3 protein-coding genes are annotated in these 18,259 nt (G+C 48.9%); 1 reads left to right on the top strand and 2 read right to left on the bottom strand.

From position 1 onward, the window contains the following. Window positions 1-75 precede the first annotated feature (75 nt). Window positions 76-750 carry a hypothetical protein gene (locus BTA51_RS26115; RefSeq protein ID WP_094712025.1) on the bottom strand — a complete coding sequence of 225 codons (675 nt, stop codon included), beginning with the start codon at window positions 748-750 and terminating at the stop codon, window positions 76-78. 492 nt (window positions 751-1,242) lie between these two features. Beyond that, window positions 1,243-1,407 carry a hypothetical protein gene (locus BTA51_RS30285; RefSeq protein WP_168188294.1) on the bottom strand — a complete coding sequence of 55 codons (165 nt, stop codon included), beginning with the start codon at window positions 1,405-1,407 and terminating at the stop codon, window positions 1,243-1,245. Between the two features lie 203 nt (window positions 1,408-1,610). Between BTA51_RS30285 and BTA51_RS26110 the strand changes: the two genes are divergently transcribed. Continuing rightward, window positions 1,611-18,257, top strand: coding sequence for an SDR family NAD(P)-dependent oxidoreductase (locus tag BTA51_RS26110; protein ID WP_168188293.1), 16,647 nt, complete (start codon window positions 1,611-1,613; stop codon window positions 18,255-18,257). Window positions 18,258-18,259: the final 2 nt, after the last annotated feature.

The raw sequence follows: 18,259 nt of genomic DNA, 5'->3' as shown, positions 1-18,259 counted from the left end.
AGGCTTTAGGTTCAATGCAGGTATCGGTCGAGTCACTTAATTCAGTGAAAGGCCAACAGTATCAGTACCAAAGCATTACTGAAGAATCGGCTTTTTCGGTACAAATATTTCCACAATTTTATCGTCAAAACTTCCCATAAACAGATCCTTAAACACCTGGGTATAGAACTTCCACTCGCCTGACGGGGTTCTGATCCCGATGATAAAGGCGGCCCGATCCCTGGTATAGTCCTTTTCTTCCTTGTCTGTAATGGAGAATTTCCGAGTATTGGGACCATTGCCGATAAGTGCCTTTTGATCAATGTCCCGTGCAAATGTCCCGGTTTTGTTCGAAGTCCCCCATTTACCCACAACTTGTTTTTCCAAATTACCGGCAATATGAAGGACAGTGACCGATTTCTTGGAGCCATCGTGATATTTAACTGATAAACGGCATCCATTCAGAGTGGAGGTAAAGAACAAGCAGGCATCAGTGTCGCCATTCAGCGTGCAGGATGTGGTACTTTTAGTTTTCCAAGGTAGATAGAAACACTTGAACGAGGTCTGGTCACCCACCTTCTTTTCTCTTAGTACCGCTATATTGCCTTTACCACCTGGTGGGTCGAAGGTCATGTTCTTAATACCAGGTTGAGTTCCGCCCTGAACGGAAAGCGTCGGTTCAATAACCAGAGCATATTCTTTCATGGCTTCATTCAGATTGCTGACCAGATATTTATCGAAAGATCCGTGAGTACTGGGGTTGTACGGCATAATCATAACTCCCTTATTTGATGTAGGTGCAATTATGATTGCGCGTTTTTTGATCAAAAACCGTCAGAGAAGGAGTTGAATTTTTCTGGTGTTGACTGTTTTGTGATCAGACACTCAAAGTGTTCAGGTAGATGCGCAATTGCTACAAATATTGGCAATAAAGGATGCTTAGTTACTTTTTCCTACTTCAATAGGACTTACATCATTAATTAAAATAGCTGTCAATTTCATAGATCGTATCTCTCGAACTAAAGCGACATTTTTGATGGTCTGTCTGATATCAAAACACGTGAGAATGGTTCAATTGGTGGCCAGTTAATTCTACCGATAGACTCCGAAGAACTACTTAGTAAATACTCCCTAGTAAGAAATACTTTATACCTTAGTGGCATTGTTCAGACGGAAAAATTATTCATATATTAGAAAATATTCCTTTTAAAGATAGGATTGTTCCTGGCTTGAAAGGGGTCTTAAAGCAGGCATGTAAGCCAATTAGGTCAATGACCAGCCCAAGGAAGAGGCCAATAGCAGTATCACCATCGGTAAACCGCCTACCTCTCCGGCTGCCTGGAGCGACAGATTAAGGTTTATCGAAGGCCACTCTTCTTTCGCAAGTAGTTCACCTACGGCGCTCTCCCCATTGATGGTAGTCGTCATACGCCAGCATGCCGTTATGCCCTTAAATCCTCCAGAGAACAGGAGATGATTTAAAACTGATTAAATCTCGCTAAGTGCGGGCCAGGATTATTGGAAGCTCAGGTTGGCCCGCCTGCTTATAGCCGAATTTTTCTCGGCGCTATAAAAACAATTTAAGCAAATGTGTTATTCAGGGACAGGGAACTATAAGAATGAAACACAAGATGTCTGAATACGTTGTTGGTTATGGGTTTGTCCCCGTGGTGGCCGTTCTGCGTCGTCTGCGGGTTGTTGAACTCCTCCTATCTCCAGCCAAATATACGGCTCCCAGGCTTGCTGCTGAGCTGGGACTTGATCTCATCCGCTTTATCCAACTTACTGACTTTCTGATATCACAGGGATGTCTGGGAACAGATCAAAATAACTGCCTTACCCTTCACATCAGTCCTGAGAGAATGGCCCAACTTGAGCAGTGGCTGACACTTTATCGTATTGACTTTGATTCCGCACTTTCAGCTGCCCAACGTGAGTCTGAAGATACGGACGTGGTGATTTCCTTTGTTTCCCGTGTTTTGACAGAACTTGACGACAAGCCATCGGAAGGTGATGCCTATAGTCATGCAGCGCTCTTGCTTCCTTTGTTTTGTTACGTTAGCCGGCATTGGGTTCAGGTTTTGAATGACGGCATACATCACATCTCTATCGGATTGACTCACTCTGGGCAAAAAGATTTATTGGAAAGATTAATCCTTAAAGTGGGTTGGGCAAAACCAGATGGAAATAATCTGGTCATGACTGATACGGGCATCGATCTATATCAACAGATGGCCGCTGGAGACGAGGAAATCGGGCTTGCAGGCCAATACCTCTTACTCGACGAGTTTTTACAGAATGACAGTAGCCAGATCAAGCCCCCAGACCATTTGCCGGTCTTCCCCGGAAACCACCAGAACCCGAGCTTCAATACAGAACATGCTCTGCAGGCGCTGGGTGAAGCACTGAAAGTAACTCAAGAGGACGAGGAGGGCTCAGGACCCAAGGTCATAGTTGACTGCTACTGTGGCGACGGCTCGATGTTAGCCTGGATTTCAAGTTTTCTGAAAGAGAACGGTTCCAAATCTGAAAGCCTGCCGTTATTGGTTGGAGTTAACAATAACGCGAAAGATCTTGAAAGAGCCGGATCTCTGCTTACGCAGCAGGGTGTCGACCATCTTCTGTTGCAACCTGGAAAGGCTGATTTATTCAGCATAAAGCAGGAACTTGAATCGAGAAAGCTGTACAAGGAAGACGAGATTCTGTTCATCGATCACCTGCCTGGGTATAGCCGTATAGGTTTTAACCACGCAGGACGGGTAGAGCAATGGAAAGCGGTCGGGGGACATCATGGCGTTATTTGTATAGCTTCCTTTTCGGTCAAACAGAGTCACGATAGCCCTTCGCTACAGCACATCAAACAGCAGTCTGTTTTAAGTCGGATGAATACTCTCGTTGCGATAGATCGCCAGCATTCAATATCCGCCTGGGATCTTCTTGTTACTGCTGCGCAACGGCAAATGTTCTGCGATAGAGAGATCTGGCGAGGTTACCCGGAAGACAGCCGCCTGACCACCCAGGCCGTCTGCCATTTCCGCCATGCGCCTTACGCGGTTCGTCTGGCCACATTGGAAGACCTGGACGAACTCTATCAGCTGGAACAGTTATGTTGGACTGATCACTTACAGGTTACGCGGCATAACCTGTTGCAGAGGCTTTCATACTGCCGTGAAGGAAACTGGCTGTTAACGATCGACAGCAAAATCGCGGGAGTGGTGTACTCACAAAGAATACAGTCACCTGATGACGTCCATCAGGGAGACTACATCAATGCATATAGGATTCATCGCGACGGCGCACCGATCACTCAATTGATTGCGTTAAACGTACTCCCCCAATATCGGGAAATGGGGATCGGTGACAAGCTTCTTTCGGGAGCACTGTTAATCTCCATGTCTGATGACAGGATCGCTAAAGTGTGTGCTGTTACCCGATGTACCGCATTTACGGGAACTAACGAAGCACAACTGGAACAATATGTAATGTCTGAGGGCGACGCTGTCGACCCTTTAGTAACTTTCCATCGAGGACATGGAGCACAGGTTCGAGGATTAGTGAAGGGGTTCAGACCTCAAGACAAACAAAACCTGGGGACCGGTGTCCTAATCGAATACGATTTACTGGCATTGGGCAGGAAGGATAATCGTCAGCTGGTTACAGGCACTGTGAACCTGGATGCAGCGGCATTATCCGAAATAATCAAGTCGGAGGTATTGGATCTAACGGGAAATCAGCAAGGCACTGGCTATGCGCATTCCAGGCCATTGAAAGACATGGGGATAGACTCCATGGCGTTGATGCAGCTGCGAAACCGTATCAACAAAGCGATAGGAAGCAACATTCCACCGACTTTTTTCTTCAAACATGGTTCGGTAGAAGAAATTGTAGAGAATCTCGCCCGGTCCAAGTCTCCATCTGAAAGTTCAGTCAAAAAAGATGTAAAGCCTGAAGCTGAGCCCATCGCGATCATTGGGATGTCTTGTCGCTTTCCTGGACAGGTCGATAGTCCCCAACAGCTATGGCAACTGCTTTCAGAAGGTGGAGACGCCATTGGACAAGTACCTGACGGGATCGCAAGACAATATTTGACCAAAAACTCACTGACAAACCTCCATGGCGGCTTCCTTGATCAGGTAGATCTGTTTGATGGGGCTTTCTTTCAGGTAACGCCCAGGGAAGCTGAGTATCTAGACCCTCAGCAACGCTTGCTACTGGAGCAGTCATGGCTGGCACTGGAAGATGCCGGCATAGATCCTGAAGACCTTAAAAAACGCCCCATTGGAGTGTTTACAGGCATCTTCACTCACGACTATGAGTTACTGCAAAATCGCTATTCTGAGAACTCCGGAGGCGGGATTTATTACGCGACCGGGAACTCCTCCTCAACAGCTGCAGGGCGGATCGCCTATACGTTCGGTTTTATGGGGCCGACACTATCTGTGGATACAGCTTGCTCTTCATCCATGACAGCGCTCCATTTAGCCTGTCAAAGTTTGAAAAATGATGAGTGTGAGGCTGCGTTGGTCAGTGGTGTCAACCTTATCTTGTCCCCCGAGCTGACAAACGCTTTCGCCGGCGCGGGAATGTTGGCCAAGGATGGTCGCTGCAAGGTATTCGACCATCAAGCAAATGGCTACGTACGTAGTGAAGGATGCGCCGTCATTGTGCTGAAAAGGTTATCCCAGGCCCAAAAGGATGGGGACAATATCCTGGCAGTGATTCGGGGTAGCGCCGTTAATCAGGACGGTAGAAGCAATGGGCTGACCTCGCCAAATGGCCTTGCACAGAGACAGGTCATTCACTCTGCTTTGACTGCGGCCGGGATAGAGCCCCATCAGGTTTCCTATGTAGAAATGCATGGTACCGGCACACGACTGGGCGATCCCATTGAAATCGAGGCGCTGAACGACGTATACGGCGAGACCAAAAACTCCCCCCGAGACAAAAATATGCTCATTGGCTCGGTCAAAGCCAATATAGGCCATACGGAAGCGGTTGCCGGACTCGCGGGATTAATCAAAGTCGTCATGGCAATTCAGCACCGTGAGCTTCCCCCTCAGATCCATTATCACACCCGAAATGAACAGATTACGTCTCTGACCGGGCTCACTATTTTGGGTAAAAATGCTAGCCCATGGCAGGAAACGAAACTGATAGCAGGCATCAGTTCATTCGGTTTTAGCGGTACTAACGTACACGTGATTGTGGAAGAAGCCCCCAGGGCGAAGCGGAAACAACCGGGGAAACAACAGGATAATGTTAACCGACCAGCGGGTGGCTATCTGCTTAAACTGTCAGCCAGGACCCCAAAAAGCCTGAATCGGTTAATACAAGAATATCAGGCATTCCTCACAAGAGAAGAGAGCAGGTCTATGGACCTTGCTGATATTTGTTTCAGTGCGGCCGTCAACAGGGCTGATTTTGAGTTTCGGCGTTGTTTTCATGGAAATTCCCGTGAAGACCTGACTTCAAAACTGAGACCTGCTGATTCGATTAAGTCCCCGGATTCGAGCATACAACTCCAATGCTTTTTTGAATCGGTCCCTACGCACAGTTCAACATCGTTTCCGGGAAAAAATCTTTACGACAACCAGTCTGAGTTCAAACAATGTCTGGACCAGTGTGCTCAATATCTTAAAGATTGGTTTGAAGTTCCATTGACGCAGGCGTTATGGGGTGAGAATCAATTGCCGATGTCGGATTACTCTTATCGACTACCGGCTTGGTGCAGTATCCAGTTGGCACAGTTTGCCTTGTTTAAAGAACTGGGAGTTATTCCCCAAGGTACTCAGGCGGAAGGCTTAGGATGGTTCGCAGCGGCGAACGCTGCGGGCGTTATCAGCCTGGAGGATACACTTGACCTGGTCTGCGAGTTGGGCGAAATGCTTGACCATAATGAGCTGCTATCGGAGGACTGTTCTTATCTCAAGGTATTGCATAAGGTCTCATTCAATAAGCCCCAGATCGAGTTAAATACTGCCGATTCCGCCCAAGAACCCACATTTTGGGAGAACCTTGCCAGCTCAGCAGGGCAGTGGCTGTCACTGAGCAATCCAATAAGGAATTGGTCGACATCCACCTATACGCATGGTCTTTCTTTGGGCGTTATGCCGCGCCTTCATGACCTGCGCTCGCTCAACAATTCGACAGACCAAAGCCAGTCAGAACGGATCGATAATGAAATCAGGCAACTGTACAGCCTGGTAGCGGAGCTCTATCACTCTGGTGTCGATATTAATTGGCGGGCTCTCCTGAGTGGCAGTGGGAATTTCGTAGATATTCCTAAATATCAATTCGATCGTTCTTCCTATTGGTTTACGGCAGACAGTAATAATGTCCGTCAGCCTGAAAGTCGCACAAATAGAATTGACCCTGAAACCTCATCAGCCAGGCACTGGCCGCTTCAGTTTATCGGCACCGACAAAGATCAAGCACGGCAATATAAACTGCAATTTAGCGGAGCCGAATATTACCTGAAGGATCATGTGGTATCGGGCAGGAAAGTGCTTCCGGCAGCGGCTTACGTCAGCATTATTGTTCGACAGGCAATGATCATGTCTGGTGTCGGCGAGATGTCCCTTCGTGGAGTCAGGTGGCTCAAACCGTTTGTCGCCGAAAATGATCAGCAAATTCTCTACCTGAACATTAACGGTGACTTATCCACTCCACTGGGCTTTATATTCTCTAATGGGGCAGGTCGGTTCGCTGAGGGAAAGATAGAGTTCCGCAAGTCTCCCAAGAAAGATCTTGAAGTGCTTGGCCTGGATACAATCCGCAGGCGCTGTTCTCAGCATCTCACATTCAGTGATTGCTATCAGCGGCTAAAAAACAAAGGGTTTTCCTATGGTGAAAAGCTTCGTCCCATAGATCACCTGAAAATAGGTGATGGGGAGGGCTTGGCGCAACTTAATTTACCTGAAGATCTCCAATTCAGTATCAATCCCGCAATGGGTCTTCCTCCAGCGCTGATTGATGGTGCGTTGCAAACCTGTCTTCTAATTGAAGGTCAGCGTTCAAACGATCAATATCTCCCGTATCAGGTAGAGGAATTTGCACTCTATAGGCCGTTAACAGCTGAATGTCTGGTTCATGTCAGGCACATATCAGGAAACGCTCTTAATAGCAGGTTAAAACAGTTCGACGTCGACATCTCCGATAGACGCGGACAAATTCTGGCAAGTCTTAAAAGCCTCACCATATGCCTGAAAGAATCCTCAAAGGATCAGCTGCCTTCAGCCACCTTAGCAGGGCTCCATCAAGTGCTATGGCGTGATCAGAGTATGGTTTCGGAAAAGGTGGGTAAACTTGGTAGCCAGGTGTTATTGACGTTTATGCAGCAGGATGCAGCTGAGTCTTTACATGATGCCGTGACAGATTTGGGCAGCAGAATGAAGCGTCATGTGATGGCGGTTCCAGGAGAGGAATATTCCCGAGTAACTGACGATCGCTTTACCCTCGATTTCAGCAATGAGTCTCATGTCATCCGCTTGGTTGATGAGCTAAAAAATACAGGGCTATTGCCTGACCTGACCATATTCAGCCCGTCAATTTCTCCATCTTCACCAAAGTCTGTTGATGAAGGAGCTAATGAAGAGACGATAGTTTCCGGATTGGACAAAAGCTTTTATCCGGTAATGTTGTGGTTTAAAAGCCGACTGGCTCACCCAGCAGAAGCAGCCTGCAAGACGCTTTTTTTATATGAGCAAAGTACGTCTCTGGAGTCGTGCTATTTTTCCTCCCTCAGCGGATTTGCCCGCGCTCTGCACAATGAAAACCCAAGACAGTTGTTAAAAACGGTTGCGGTAGCCGCACCGAATGAAGCGGGAGTCGAGAGGGTGACTCAATGGCTATCGACGGAGCTAGGTGGCGGCGAAGAATGGGATTTTGAAGTAAGGTATCGTCACGATCTGAGAGAAGTAAGCTACTTGCACTCGGTCAACGAAGCTAATGAGAATAATCTCTCATCTCCATTGTCTGCTTCCGATGCCAACGTAGGCGGGCTAGTGTTTTCCACTTATGGCGTCATTATCGTAACCGGTGGGCTGGGAGGGTTGGGACAGGTATTCGCAAAGTATTTCTCAGGTCGTTTTCAAGGACCGGTTGTCTTGCTTGGGCGTTCCCCGTTAAAAGGAGAGAAAGGCCGTCTGTTTGATGAGCTTCAGGATCAAGGCGTCAAAATCGCATATTTTTGTTGCGATATCTCCGATCATGACTCAGTTCGTGAAACCTTACATCAGATTCGACAAAAATATGGCGATATCAAAGGGGTAGTGCATGCTGCGGGATTGAACCGGGATGCCTTTCTCATAAACAAAACCCGTGATCATTCAGAACAGGTGCTTGCCCCCAAAGTCGCCGGCACACAATGGCTGGACTTCCATACAAGGCGGGATCCGCTTGAATTTTTTATCTGCTTTTCTTCTTTTGTAGGCGTACTTGGGAATACAGGGCAAACGGATTACGCCTTTGCGAACAGTTTCATGGATCACTTCTGTGCATACAGGGAAGAGCTAAGGCAAAAGGATCAGCGGCAGGGGAGAACCTATTCAATAGGTTGGCCTCTATGGGCAGAAGGTGGGATGCAGGTAGCCCCCAATGTTCTTGCTTATCTTGATGACTGGTTGGGCATGCCCCCCCTGGCAACCTCTCAAGGGCTATTCGCTTTCGGCGAAATGTTAGCCAATGAGCCCGGACACTACCTGCTATTTAATGCCCGCGAACACAAACTGCATAAGGCTTTTAGTAAGAGCTTGGATCATGAGTCATTAGAGATCTCTCACCCGCCCAGTAGCTCAAATGAATACGCTGATAGCAGTCCTGACAAAAACAAGGAAAGTGAATCGATGAAGTCCAGCCAAATCTCAGAAAGTGCCGCACTGGAGTACCTGAAGAAACAGCTTGCCGATGTGACCAAGCTGCCCTTGGATCGCATCAGGGTTAATGCCGGTTTTGACGAATACGGAATCGATTCGATCATGATCACGGACTTGAACCGTCAGCTTGAGTCTGATCTTGGGCCAATGTCAAAGACGTTGTTTTTTGAATACCGCTCCCTGCAGGAACTGGCGGGGTACATCACACAAAATCATGGTCAGGCACTGGAAAAGCTCTTGGGAAGCCACTCCAGTCCAGAAAACGTCAGTCATCTTGAAATCAACAATGATGTATCCCAAGTCAGTGTAAATATCGACGAATCAGGCCTGACTCCAGATCAGTCTGACCTCACTGACATAGCCATTATCGGCGTTAGCGGTCGCTATCCGGATGCTGAGAATTTAGATCAGTTTTGGGACAACTTGTGTAATGGCCGGGATTCCATAATCGAAGTCCCCCGACAGCGCTGGGACTGGCGTGACTATGAAAACCCCAGCGAGCAACAACAGGGTAGTATTTGTAAATGGGGAGGATTTATCGATGATGTGGATTGCTTTGATCCGCTCTTTTTTAATATTTCTCCCAAGGAAGCACGTCTTATAGACCCGCAGGAACGTCTGTTTCTGCAGATAGCAGAGCATACGCTCCAGGACAGCGGCTATACGAAGCAGAGCCTGAATGAACAGGTAGTAGGGGTGTATGTCGGGGCGATGTACAGTCACTATCAATTGTTTGAGAATGAAAAATCCCAGCGAGGCGGAGCTTTTTTTGCCGCCATCGCGAATCGCGTGTCTTATCACTATAACTTCAATGGTCCTAGCATGACGCTGGACAGCATGTGCTCGTCCTCGCTCAGTGCCATTCATCTTGCCTGTAACAGTATTGCCATGGGGGATTGCGACATCGCCCTGGCCGGAGGCGTAAATCTGTCTCTTCATCCCTGGAAATATCAGCTATTGACCAAAGACAGATTTATTTCCAGTGATGGTCGCTGCCGGAGCTTTGGCACCGGAGGTGACGGTTATGTACCGGGAGAAGGTGTAGGGGCAGTGTTGTTGAAGCCCCTGAAAAAAGCGATTGAAGACCGGGACCATATACACGCGGTTATCAAAGGCAGTGCAGTCAATCATGGCGGAAAGACTAATGGCTTTACAGTACCGAATCCTGTCGCTCAGGGACAGCTGATCTCTGCTGCATTGGAAAAGGCGGGCGTGCCGGCCTCTTCAATCAGTTATGTGGAAGCTCATGGAACCGGAACGGCTCTGGGCGATCCCATTGAAATTAATGGGTTGGAAAGAGCATTCACCCGGCAAGAGCAGGGCGTCGCTCATCAACAGGAAAAGTCAGTGCCAATCGGGTCGGTAAAATCCAACATTGGTCATCTGGAATCAGCTGCCGGGATGGCCGCACTGACAAAAGTGCTGTTGCAGCTAAAGCACAAAAAAATCGTTCCTTCTCTGCACTCATCAGAACTCAACGGCAATATTGACTGGCAGAAAACCCGGTTTAAACCTCAGCAGACTCTAGAGCCCTGGCATATAGCCGATGGGATTCAAAATGGTGAGCACGCTCCATATTCTCCCTTTTCTCCATATTCGCCCTACCCGAGAAGAGCCGCCATCAGCTCGTTTGGTGCCGGTGGAGCCAATGCCCATCTGATAATCGAAGAATACACCCCGAGGGATGATATTCAGCTCGAAACCCAGGTGGTTCAGCCAACGACACAATTATTTGTCATCTCGGCGTTGAGGGAAGCACAGCTTAATGAATACGTCAGGAATATTTGTGATTTTATCACAGCCAATGCCGGGGCATTCTCGTCTCCGCAAAAGTTCGCCCAACTGGCATATAACCTTCAGACCGGGCGTCCTGAGCTAGATCGCCGCCTGGCAGTTGTGGCAGAAAACGTGGATCAATTGTTGACCGGACTCAACGACTTTCTGAATCGAACACTGCAGGATTCCGGGAATTATCTGGCGGGACAAATTGGAGAGACAACAACACCAGTTTCCAAGCGCAATCGCCCCTCTCAAGAAACAGTCTTATGGGAAATCGCACAGAAATGGATCAAAGGTGAGTTTGTTGAATGGGGTGATCTACACCAAGGGAAGCAATATGCGAAAACCTCCCTACCGTTATACCCGTTCGCGCGTGACCGCTATTGGATCAGCCAGTCACTACCGCAAGCCGGAAACGCCAGGGGGGGACGTTTCCCTCTATTGGATAACATGAACCCTACCCAAAGCATGGATCATGGGGTCGTGTTCGACAAGCTCCTGACAATAAACTTGCCTCTGATTCGGGATCACCGTGTGGGTGGAGACTTCATGCTGGCAGGTACCGCGCAGGTTGAAATGGTTGCTGAAGCATTAGCCAAGCTGGAGGTGACGTCTAAGTATCGTATTTCCCAGATGGTATGGCTGCGTCCACTGGTTGTGACTGACAGCAATCCTTTGGTGCACATAGCGCTGGACTTTACCGGCAATGAGGGTACTTTCCAGTTTTATACCTTCGAGAGTGAGAAAAAAATATTACATAGCCAAGGTAGGCTTCAGGCCAATATCGTCTCTGAGCAAGACATTTCCCATTTCGATATCGAAGAAATCCGCCGGAGACTATCGAATGTTATAGATCCAAGTCTTCTATATCCGCAGTTTGCCTCAAACGGGTTGGAATACGGTCCGCTATTCTCCACCATTGAGAGTCTTGCATCTTCTGATCAAGAAGCCCTGGCCGTGCTGACGGTACCCGAAGATGCAGAAGGCCATTCCGGGGATTATCAACTGTCTCCGTCATTGCTGGATGGCGCTCTCCAGATGATTGCCGGCATGCAGGACCAACAGAAAGGCCCCCTGTTGCCATTTTCTATTGGCGGTATCAAGCAGTTCAAATCCCTGAATTCAAGTTGTATCGGCTATGTCAGGGAAGATGGTAGCGGCCAGTATACCGCCTTCCTGCTTGATCAAGCCGGTCAATTGTGTGTACGCATCACTGATATTTGCTTACGGAAATCCAAAGACAAACTGTCGAAGTTTTTCTATTCCCCACATTGGAGACCCGCAGCTCATCATTCGGAACCGGCTGATAGAGGAATACAAACGACCTCTCATCAAAATGTATGGCTTATCTATCCGGAGAATGCTGCAGGCCTGGCAGAATCGATAGCTCGACAGCATCAAGACGATAGAGTGTCCAGGATACAACTGTCTGATCAGTCGAGTCGTTTAGATGAAAATACCTGGTTACTGGGAGTCAACGATCCAGTTTCCCTGGAACTGCTGTTAAGCGAAATCGACAGCCCGGAGATGATCTATTTTCTGGGAGGATGCTGGAACAGCCCGAAAGATACCTTGAATGAAATAGAAAAAATTGAACTAAGCCAGCGTTTTGGTGTACGCATGCTGTATAGAGTCGCTGGATTCCTGGGGCGGCATCACTCGCAGGTGCCACTTTCTCTGAAAGTGATTACCGGCAATTCCATAAAAGTGGCGGAAGAATTCAGTTCGAATCCTTATGGCGCGAGTTGCCATGGATTTGCCCGTAGCCTGAGTCGAGAATTTCCAAGATGGCGACTCAGCATCATCGACACTGATCTTGATGCTGGCAGTACAGAAGGCATTGCTCGCCAGGTTAAAGAAGACAACGCTTACTCAGGAAAGCTTGTAGCATTTCGCCAGGGAACAAAGTTCGAGCAACATCTGATTCCCTCACCACTTCCTGGCGATTCCGGTGAGATGCACCAGTACAAACACCGTGGAGTATATTTGATCCTTGGAGGGCTTGGCGGTATAGGACTGGCTTTCAGCCGATACCTGGCGCAACACTTTTCCGCACGACTGATATTGATAGGACGCTCCCCCTTGTCTGGGGAGAAACAGGAAGCCGTCGCCGAATTAGAAAAACTGGGTGCTGAGGTCCTGTATCTACAGGCAGATGCATGTGACGAATACAGCATGAAAGCAGCTGTGGCAAAAGCGGCTGGTCATTTTGGGAACATCAACGGCGCAGTACACTCAGCTATCGTCCTGCAGGACAGGTCTGTGGTTAGCATGGACGAAGAACAGCTACTTTCGGCCCTGGATCCTAAGGTAAAAGGGTTGGGAATACTTCACCAGGCGCTGGTCGCCCATCAGCTGGATTTCATGCTGATTTTTTCGTCCGCCCAGTCATTCTGGGGCAATGCAGGGCAGAGTAATTATGCTGCCGGGTGCGCCTTTAAAGATGCTTACAGTAACTATCTTAACGATCTGGAGCCTTATCCCGTCAAGGTTATCAATTGGGGATACTGGGGCGAGGTGGGAATCGTATCCACCCAGGCTTATCGTGATCGGCTGGCTGCTCAGGGTATACTCTCCATCAGTACACCGGATGGAATTCGAGCTATATCGAGAGTTCTGGCCTGTGCACACAGCCAGGTTGTGGCGATCAATGCAACCGAGAAGTTCTTAAGTCCGCTGATAACTGGTTTGGGGACAGTGTCCAGTGCTTCACCTCCGGAGCCAGACTCCATTTCGGACGAGCAATCATTGCTGCGTGTACTTTCGCCGGACCTTTTGACAACCAGGGCGGATACATTATTTGTGCAGCGTCAGACCCTCCAGGACAAGGCCCTTATTTCTGCGTTGCCTCCGGTATTGTTGAGTGTATTTCAGTCAATGGGGGTATTCCAGGTGGCTGAACAGACATGGTCGATGGTCGAATTAACACAGAGACTTGAACTAAGTTCTGATCATGGGCAGCTGTTTGGCGAATTACTGAACATTCTTGTTCAGGGCGGTTATCTGGAAAGGACATCAGCGGGTTTCACAACCTCGGCTTTAGTGGCCGACAGTAATCTTCAGAAGACTGAAGTCAGCGCCCTGGACAAGCTGCTGACGAGCTACCCAGACCTGATTCCGCACGTTAAACTGCTCAAGCATTGTCTTTCACAATACCCGGAAATATTAACCGGCAGGGTAGCGGCAAGCAATGTGATGTTCCCCAACGCCTCTCTTCACCTGGTCGAAGGAATCTATAACGGAAACCAGCAGGCTGATCATTGTAATCAACTGGTCGCAGCATCCGTTGTTCGTTATTTGAAGGGCAGGCTAGATAGTCGGGACAGTGGGCCGAAAATCAGAATTCTGGAAATAGGCGCCGGCACAGGTGGTACAAGCCGGTCAGTGCTGGAGGCCATTGCGCCCTTTAGCGAGCATATTCAGTATTTCTACACCGATATTTCGTTGGCGTTCACTAAACATGGTCGCAAGACTTTTGGGGATCAATATTCCTTTGTCGAATTCTCCCTGTTTAATGTCGATCAACCGATAGACGGACAGGGCATAGAGCCTGGAACCCTGGACTTGATATTGGCTACGAATGTGATTCATGCCACTCGTAATATTGGCCGTTCACTTGTGCATATCAAGTCATTACTGCTGAGTGACGGCTGGTTGATATTGAATGAACTGACCGCAGCACAAAGTCCATATACCATGACTTTCGGACTTTTGCCCGGCTGGTGGCTGTTTGACGACAAGCAGGCGAGGATACCTGGTTCACCACTATTGAGTAGCGCCGGCTGGCGACATCAATTGGAGTTGGCGGGCTTCAAAGACTCAGTTGTCGTGCAACCACTGCCCTCGAGCGGCGAGGACTTTGGCCAAAATGTCATCATTGCTGAAAACTCGAGCATCACAATCAGTGGGCGACCAATATTCCAAGCCTCATCACATACACCCCGTGATTATTCAAAAACTACATATGCCGGAGATGCTAGCACTGGCATCAGCGATGTGGCTACACGGTTGAAGCAGCTTACAGCCGCCGTGCTGGAGTTGAAAGAAGATGACCTCTCGGATGATAAGGGTTTTGCGGACTATGGTGTCGATTCGATTATCGGCGTTGAATTGGTCAATCAGATAAATGATGCCTTTGGCATCAACCTGAAGACCACTGTTATTTTCGATTACCCCAACATCCGTGGGCTGGCACATTATCTGGTGACCGAGAACATTGCGGATTTTGCCTCCTCTGAGGGAGACGTAATAGGGGAGCAGGTACCTTCGACTTCAGATTCGCATGAAATAGTTCAGAAACTCAAGGCACTGGTCGCATCCGCCATGGAGATGTCGACACAGGACGTATCGGAAGATAAAGGGTTTGCTGACTATGGCGTAGATTCTATTACTGGTGTGGAATTGGTGAACCGGGTAAACGATGAGTTTGGGGTAAGCCTCAAGACTACCGCGATATTTGACTATCCAGACATCCGGAGACTAGCCGGACACCTGTTGTCCACGGAGGAAATAACACCTCAAAAGCCAACCAAGCCGCCTAATCCATCCAGTCCACTGAGTACGCTGCAACCTGGCCGTCAATCCGCCCCCATTGAATCTTCCGTCGCTAATAAGGTATCGACATCGGTCATTAATGAGACAAATCTTGAGGAGACAATCCTGCCGGTTAATGGTAACAGTAGAGTGCTGATCACCCGACCGGGGAATATCGCCAACATCTCACTGGCTCCTCTGTCTATAGGCGAACCCGGGCCGGAGGAGGTTCAGGTAGAAGTCAGAGCATTCTCATTGAATTTCGGCGATTTGCTGTGCGTGAGGGGGCTATATCCTACGATGCCGGAATACCCTTTCACACCAGGTTTCGAAGTCGCGGGAGTAGTCCGTAAGATTGGCGAAAATGTTTCCAATGTAAGTATTGGGGATGCAGTCATCGCTTTAACCGGAAGTGAATTAGGTGGGCATGCGCACTTGGTTAACAGCCCGGCTTCACTTGTGGTCTCCAAGCCGGAAGAGGTGTCCTTCGAGGAAGCCTGCGCTTTTCCTGTGGTCTTTTTGACCATTCATCACATATTTAAATCCGTGATGATGCATCCAGGAGAGAAAATCCTTATTCAGACAGCGACAGGGGGCACCGGCTTAATTGCCGTACAGCTCGCGTTGCAGGCAGGTCTTGAGGTATATGCCACAGCCGGATCGGTCGCCAAACTCGACTATCTCAAAAAAATGGGAGTCTCACGGGTGATTAACTACCGTGAAACAGATTTTGCTGAACAGGTTATGGAAATGACCGCTGGAAAGGGCGTCGATATCGTCATTAACACCCTCGCCGGAGATGCCATACAAAAGGGTATTAACTGCCTGGCATACGGTGGCCGTTATGTCGAAATTGCCATGACCGGTCTCAGGGGGGCGACTTCCATAGACTTGTCGAAGATGAACGATAACCAGTCGTTTCATAGCATCGATCTTCGGAAAATGCTGCTTAGGGGCTCAACAGCAATCCCCGGATACCTGGATGAAATGTCGCAATATCTGAGGGAAAGCAGGATTACCCCTACCGTTAGCCAGGTGTTTGATTTCGAAAAGATTAAACAGGCCTATCGCTATCTTGAAAACCGGGAAAACATTGGCAAGGCGGTTGTCCGCTGTCAGCCGATACTAGCTCGGCCTTTAGCAGAATTCAGCGATACAACCGGACTTTCAGGGGTATCCGGCGACGATGAAGTCGCGGTTATAGGCTTTGCCTGCCAGTTTCCGGGAGCCCGGGATGCTGAGCAGTTCTGGAGGAATCTAGCGCAAGGAGTGGATTCGGTAAGAGAGATTAAGCATTGGCGAGAAGGTAGTCTTGCGTCTCCTCCCGCCAGGAATGGTGGAATTATCGATAACGCTGCTGTTTTCGATGCAGAGTTTTTTAATATGTCTCCTCAGGATGCGCTGCAGACAGACCCACAACAGAGACTTTTCCTGCAACAGTCCTACCTGGCACTGGAACAGGCCGGATATGCCAAGACTGCTGAAGAGGCTCTTTCCTGTGGAGTGTTCGTAGGAATAACGGGGGGGGATTATGACGATCTTCTGAAAGCCGGAACGGAACCGATGTCAGCCGCTTCTTTTTGGGGGAACGAAACGTCAGTCGCACCGTCACGCATTGCTTACCACCTGAATCTTTCGGGTCCCTGTCTGGCAATAGATGCAGCCTGTGCGTCTTCGTTGGCGGCAATTCATCTTGCCTGTCAGAGCATTCGTAACGGCCAATGCGATATGTCGCTGGCCGGAGGAGTATTCCTTTCCCATACTGGTGAGTTTTATGAAAAGTGTGATGCTGCCGGGCTATTGTCAAAGCAAGGAAGATGTCGCCCATTCGACAATAGTGCGGATGGCTTTGTCCCCGGCGAAGGTGTCGGTGCCGTTGTACTGAAGCGAAAGTCGCAGGCGATCGCAGACGGCGACAGAATTATTGCCGTTATCCAGGGCAGCGGATTAAATCAGAATGGTCGCTCCAACGGGATAACCGCGCCGAACGCCAAGGCCCAGGCCAACTTGCTGAACGCTGTCTATGCCAGACACAACATTGACCCCGCCACAATCGGATACGTGGAAACCCATGGTGCAGGTACCCGATTTGGAGATTCCCTGGAAGTTGAAGCTCTGATTTCTGCTTTTGGTGACCTGCCACCCGGTAGCTGCTCAATCGGCTCTGTAAAAAGCAATATTGGACATGCGGCTATCGCTGCCGGCATGGCCAGCTTCATCAAGATATTATTGGCAATGGAGCACCGGCAGCTCCCTCCCACTATACATTTCAGCGAAGCGAACAGTCTTATCGACTTCGCCGGAAGTCCATTTTCGGTTAATCAAGAGCTAAGGGAATGGGAAACCAAGCCCGGCTGTCCCAGAAGAGCTGCAATCAGCGCATTTGGATTCAATGGTAGTAATGCACACCTTGTATTGGAACAGTATGAGGCAATATCAAGAACCAGATACCAAGAGCGGCCTCAGCACTTGATTGTCCTCTCAGCCAGAGGCCCGGTGCAGCTTAGGCAACAGGCGAAAAATCTGGTCACTTATATCCATTCTGCAAGGCACAATGAACGGAAATTTCGGTTGGATAGCCTGGCTTACACCTTACAGGTGAACCGTCAGCAGATGCCGGAGAGGCTTGCAGTGATCGTCTCGTCGGTAGATCAGCTGGAGAAAGAACTATCTGCTTATGCCAGCGGCCACAACAGCGAAGTGATGGTTAAGAGTGATTGGGTCCGCCAGGATACCACCATGTTTTTGGGAGAAAGACAGCTTTTAGAGCTTGCAACCCGTTGGCTGGAGGGTGCCGTCATGGACTGGAACAAACTTTATCCTGCGGATGCGCCCGAAAAAATCGCGTTGCCCGGTTATCCATTTAACGGAAAGGAATACTGGCCAGGAAAAAATTTTGAACAGGACGACCCTTTTACGGAAGCTAGCCTCCCTGAATATATTGCAGCAGAAAGTCGATTCGCGGAAGAGGTCTCAGCACCTGAGTCTGTTGCAGAAGATTCTCAATTGATTCGCCTTCTGACCGAGCTGGGTAACGATGAGCTGTCTCTAGAGGATGCGTTATCCCAACTCGATACATTGGTTATTGATTAAGT

Source organism: Hahella sp. CCB-MM4, from assembly GCF_002260525.1.
GTDB lineage: Bacteria > Pseudomonadota > Gammaproteobacteria > Pseudomonadales > Oleiphilaceae > Hahella.
The sequence above is the reverse complement of the archived record's forward strand: the minus strand, read 5'-3'. Positions and strand labels throughout refer to the sequence as shown.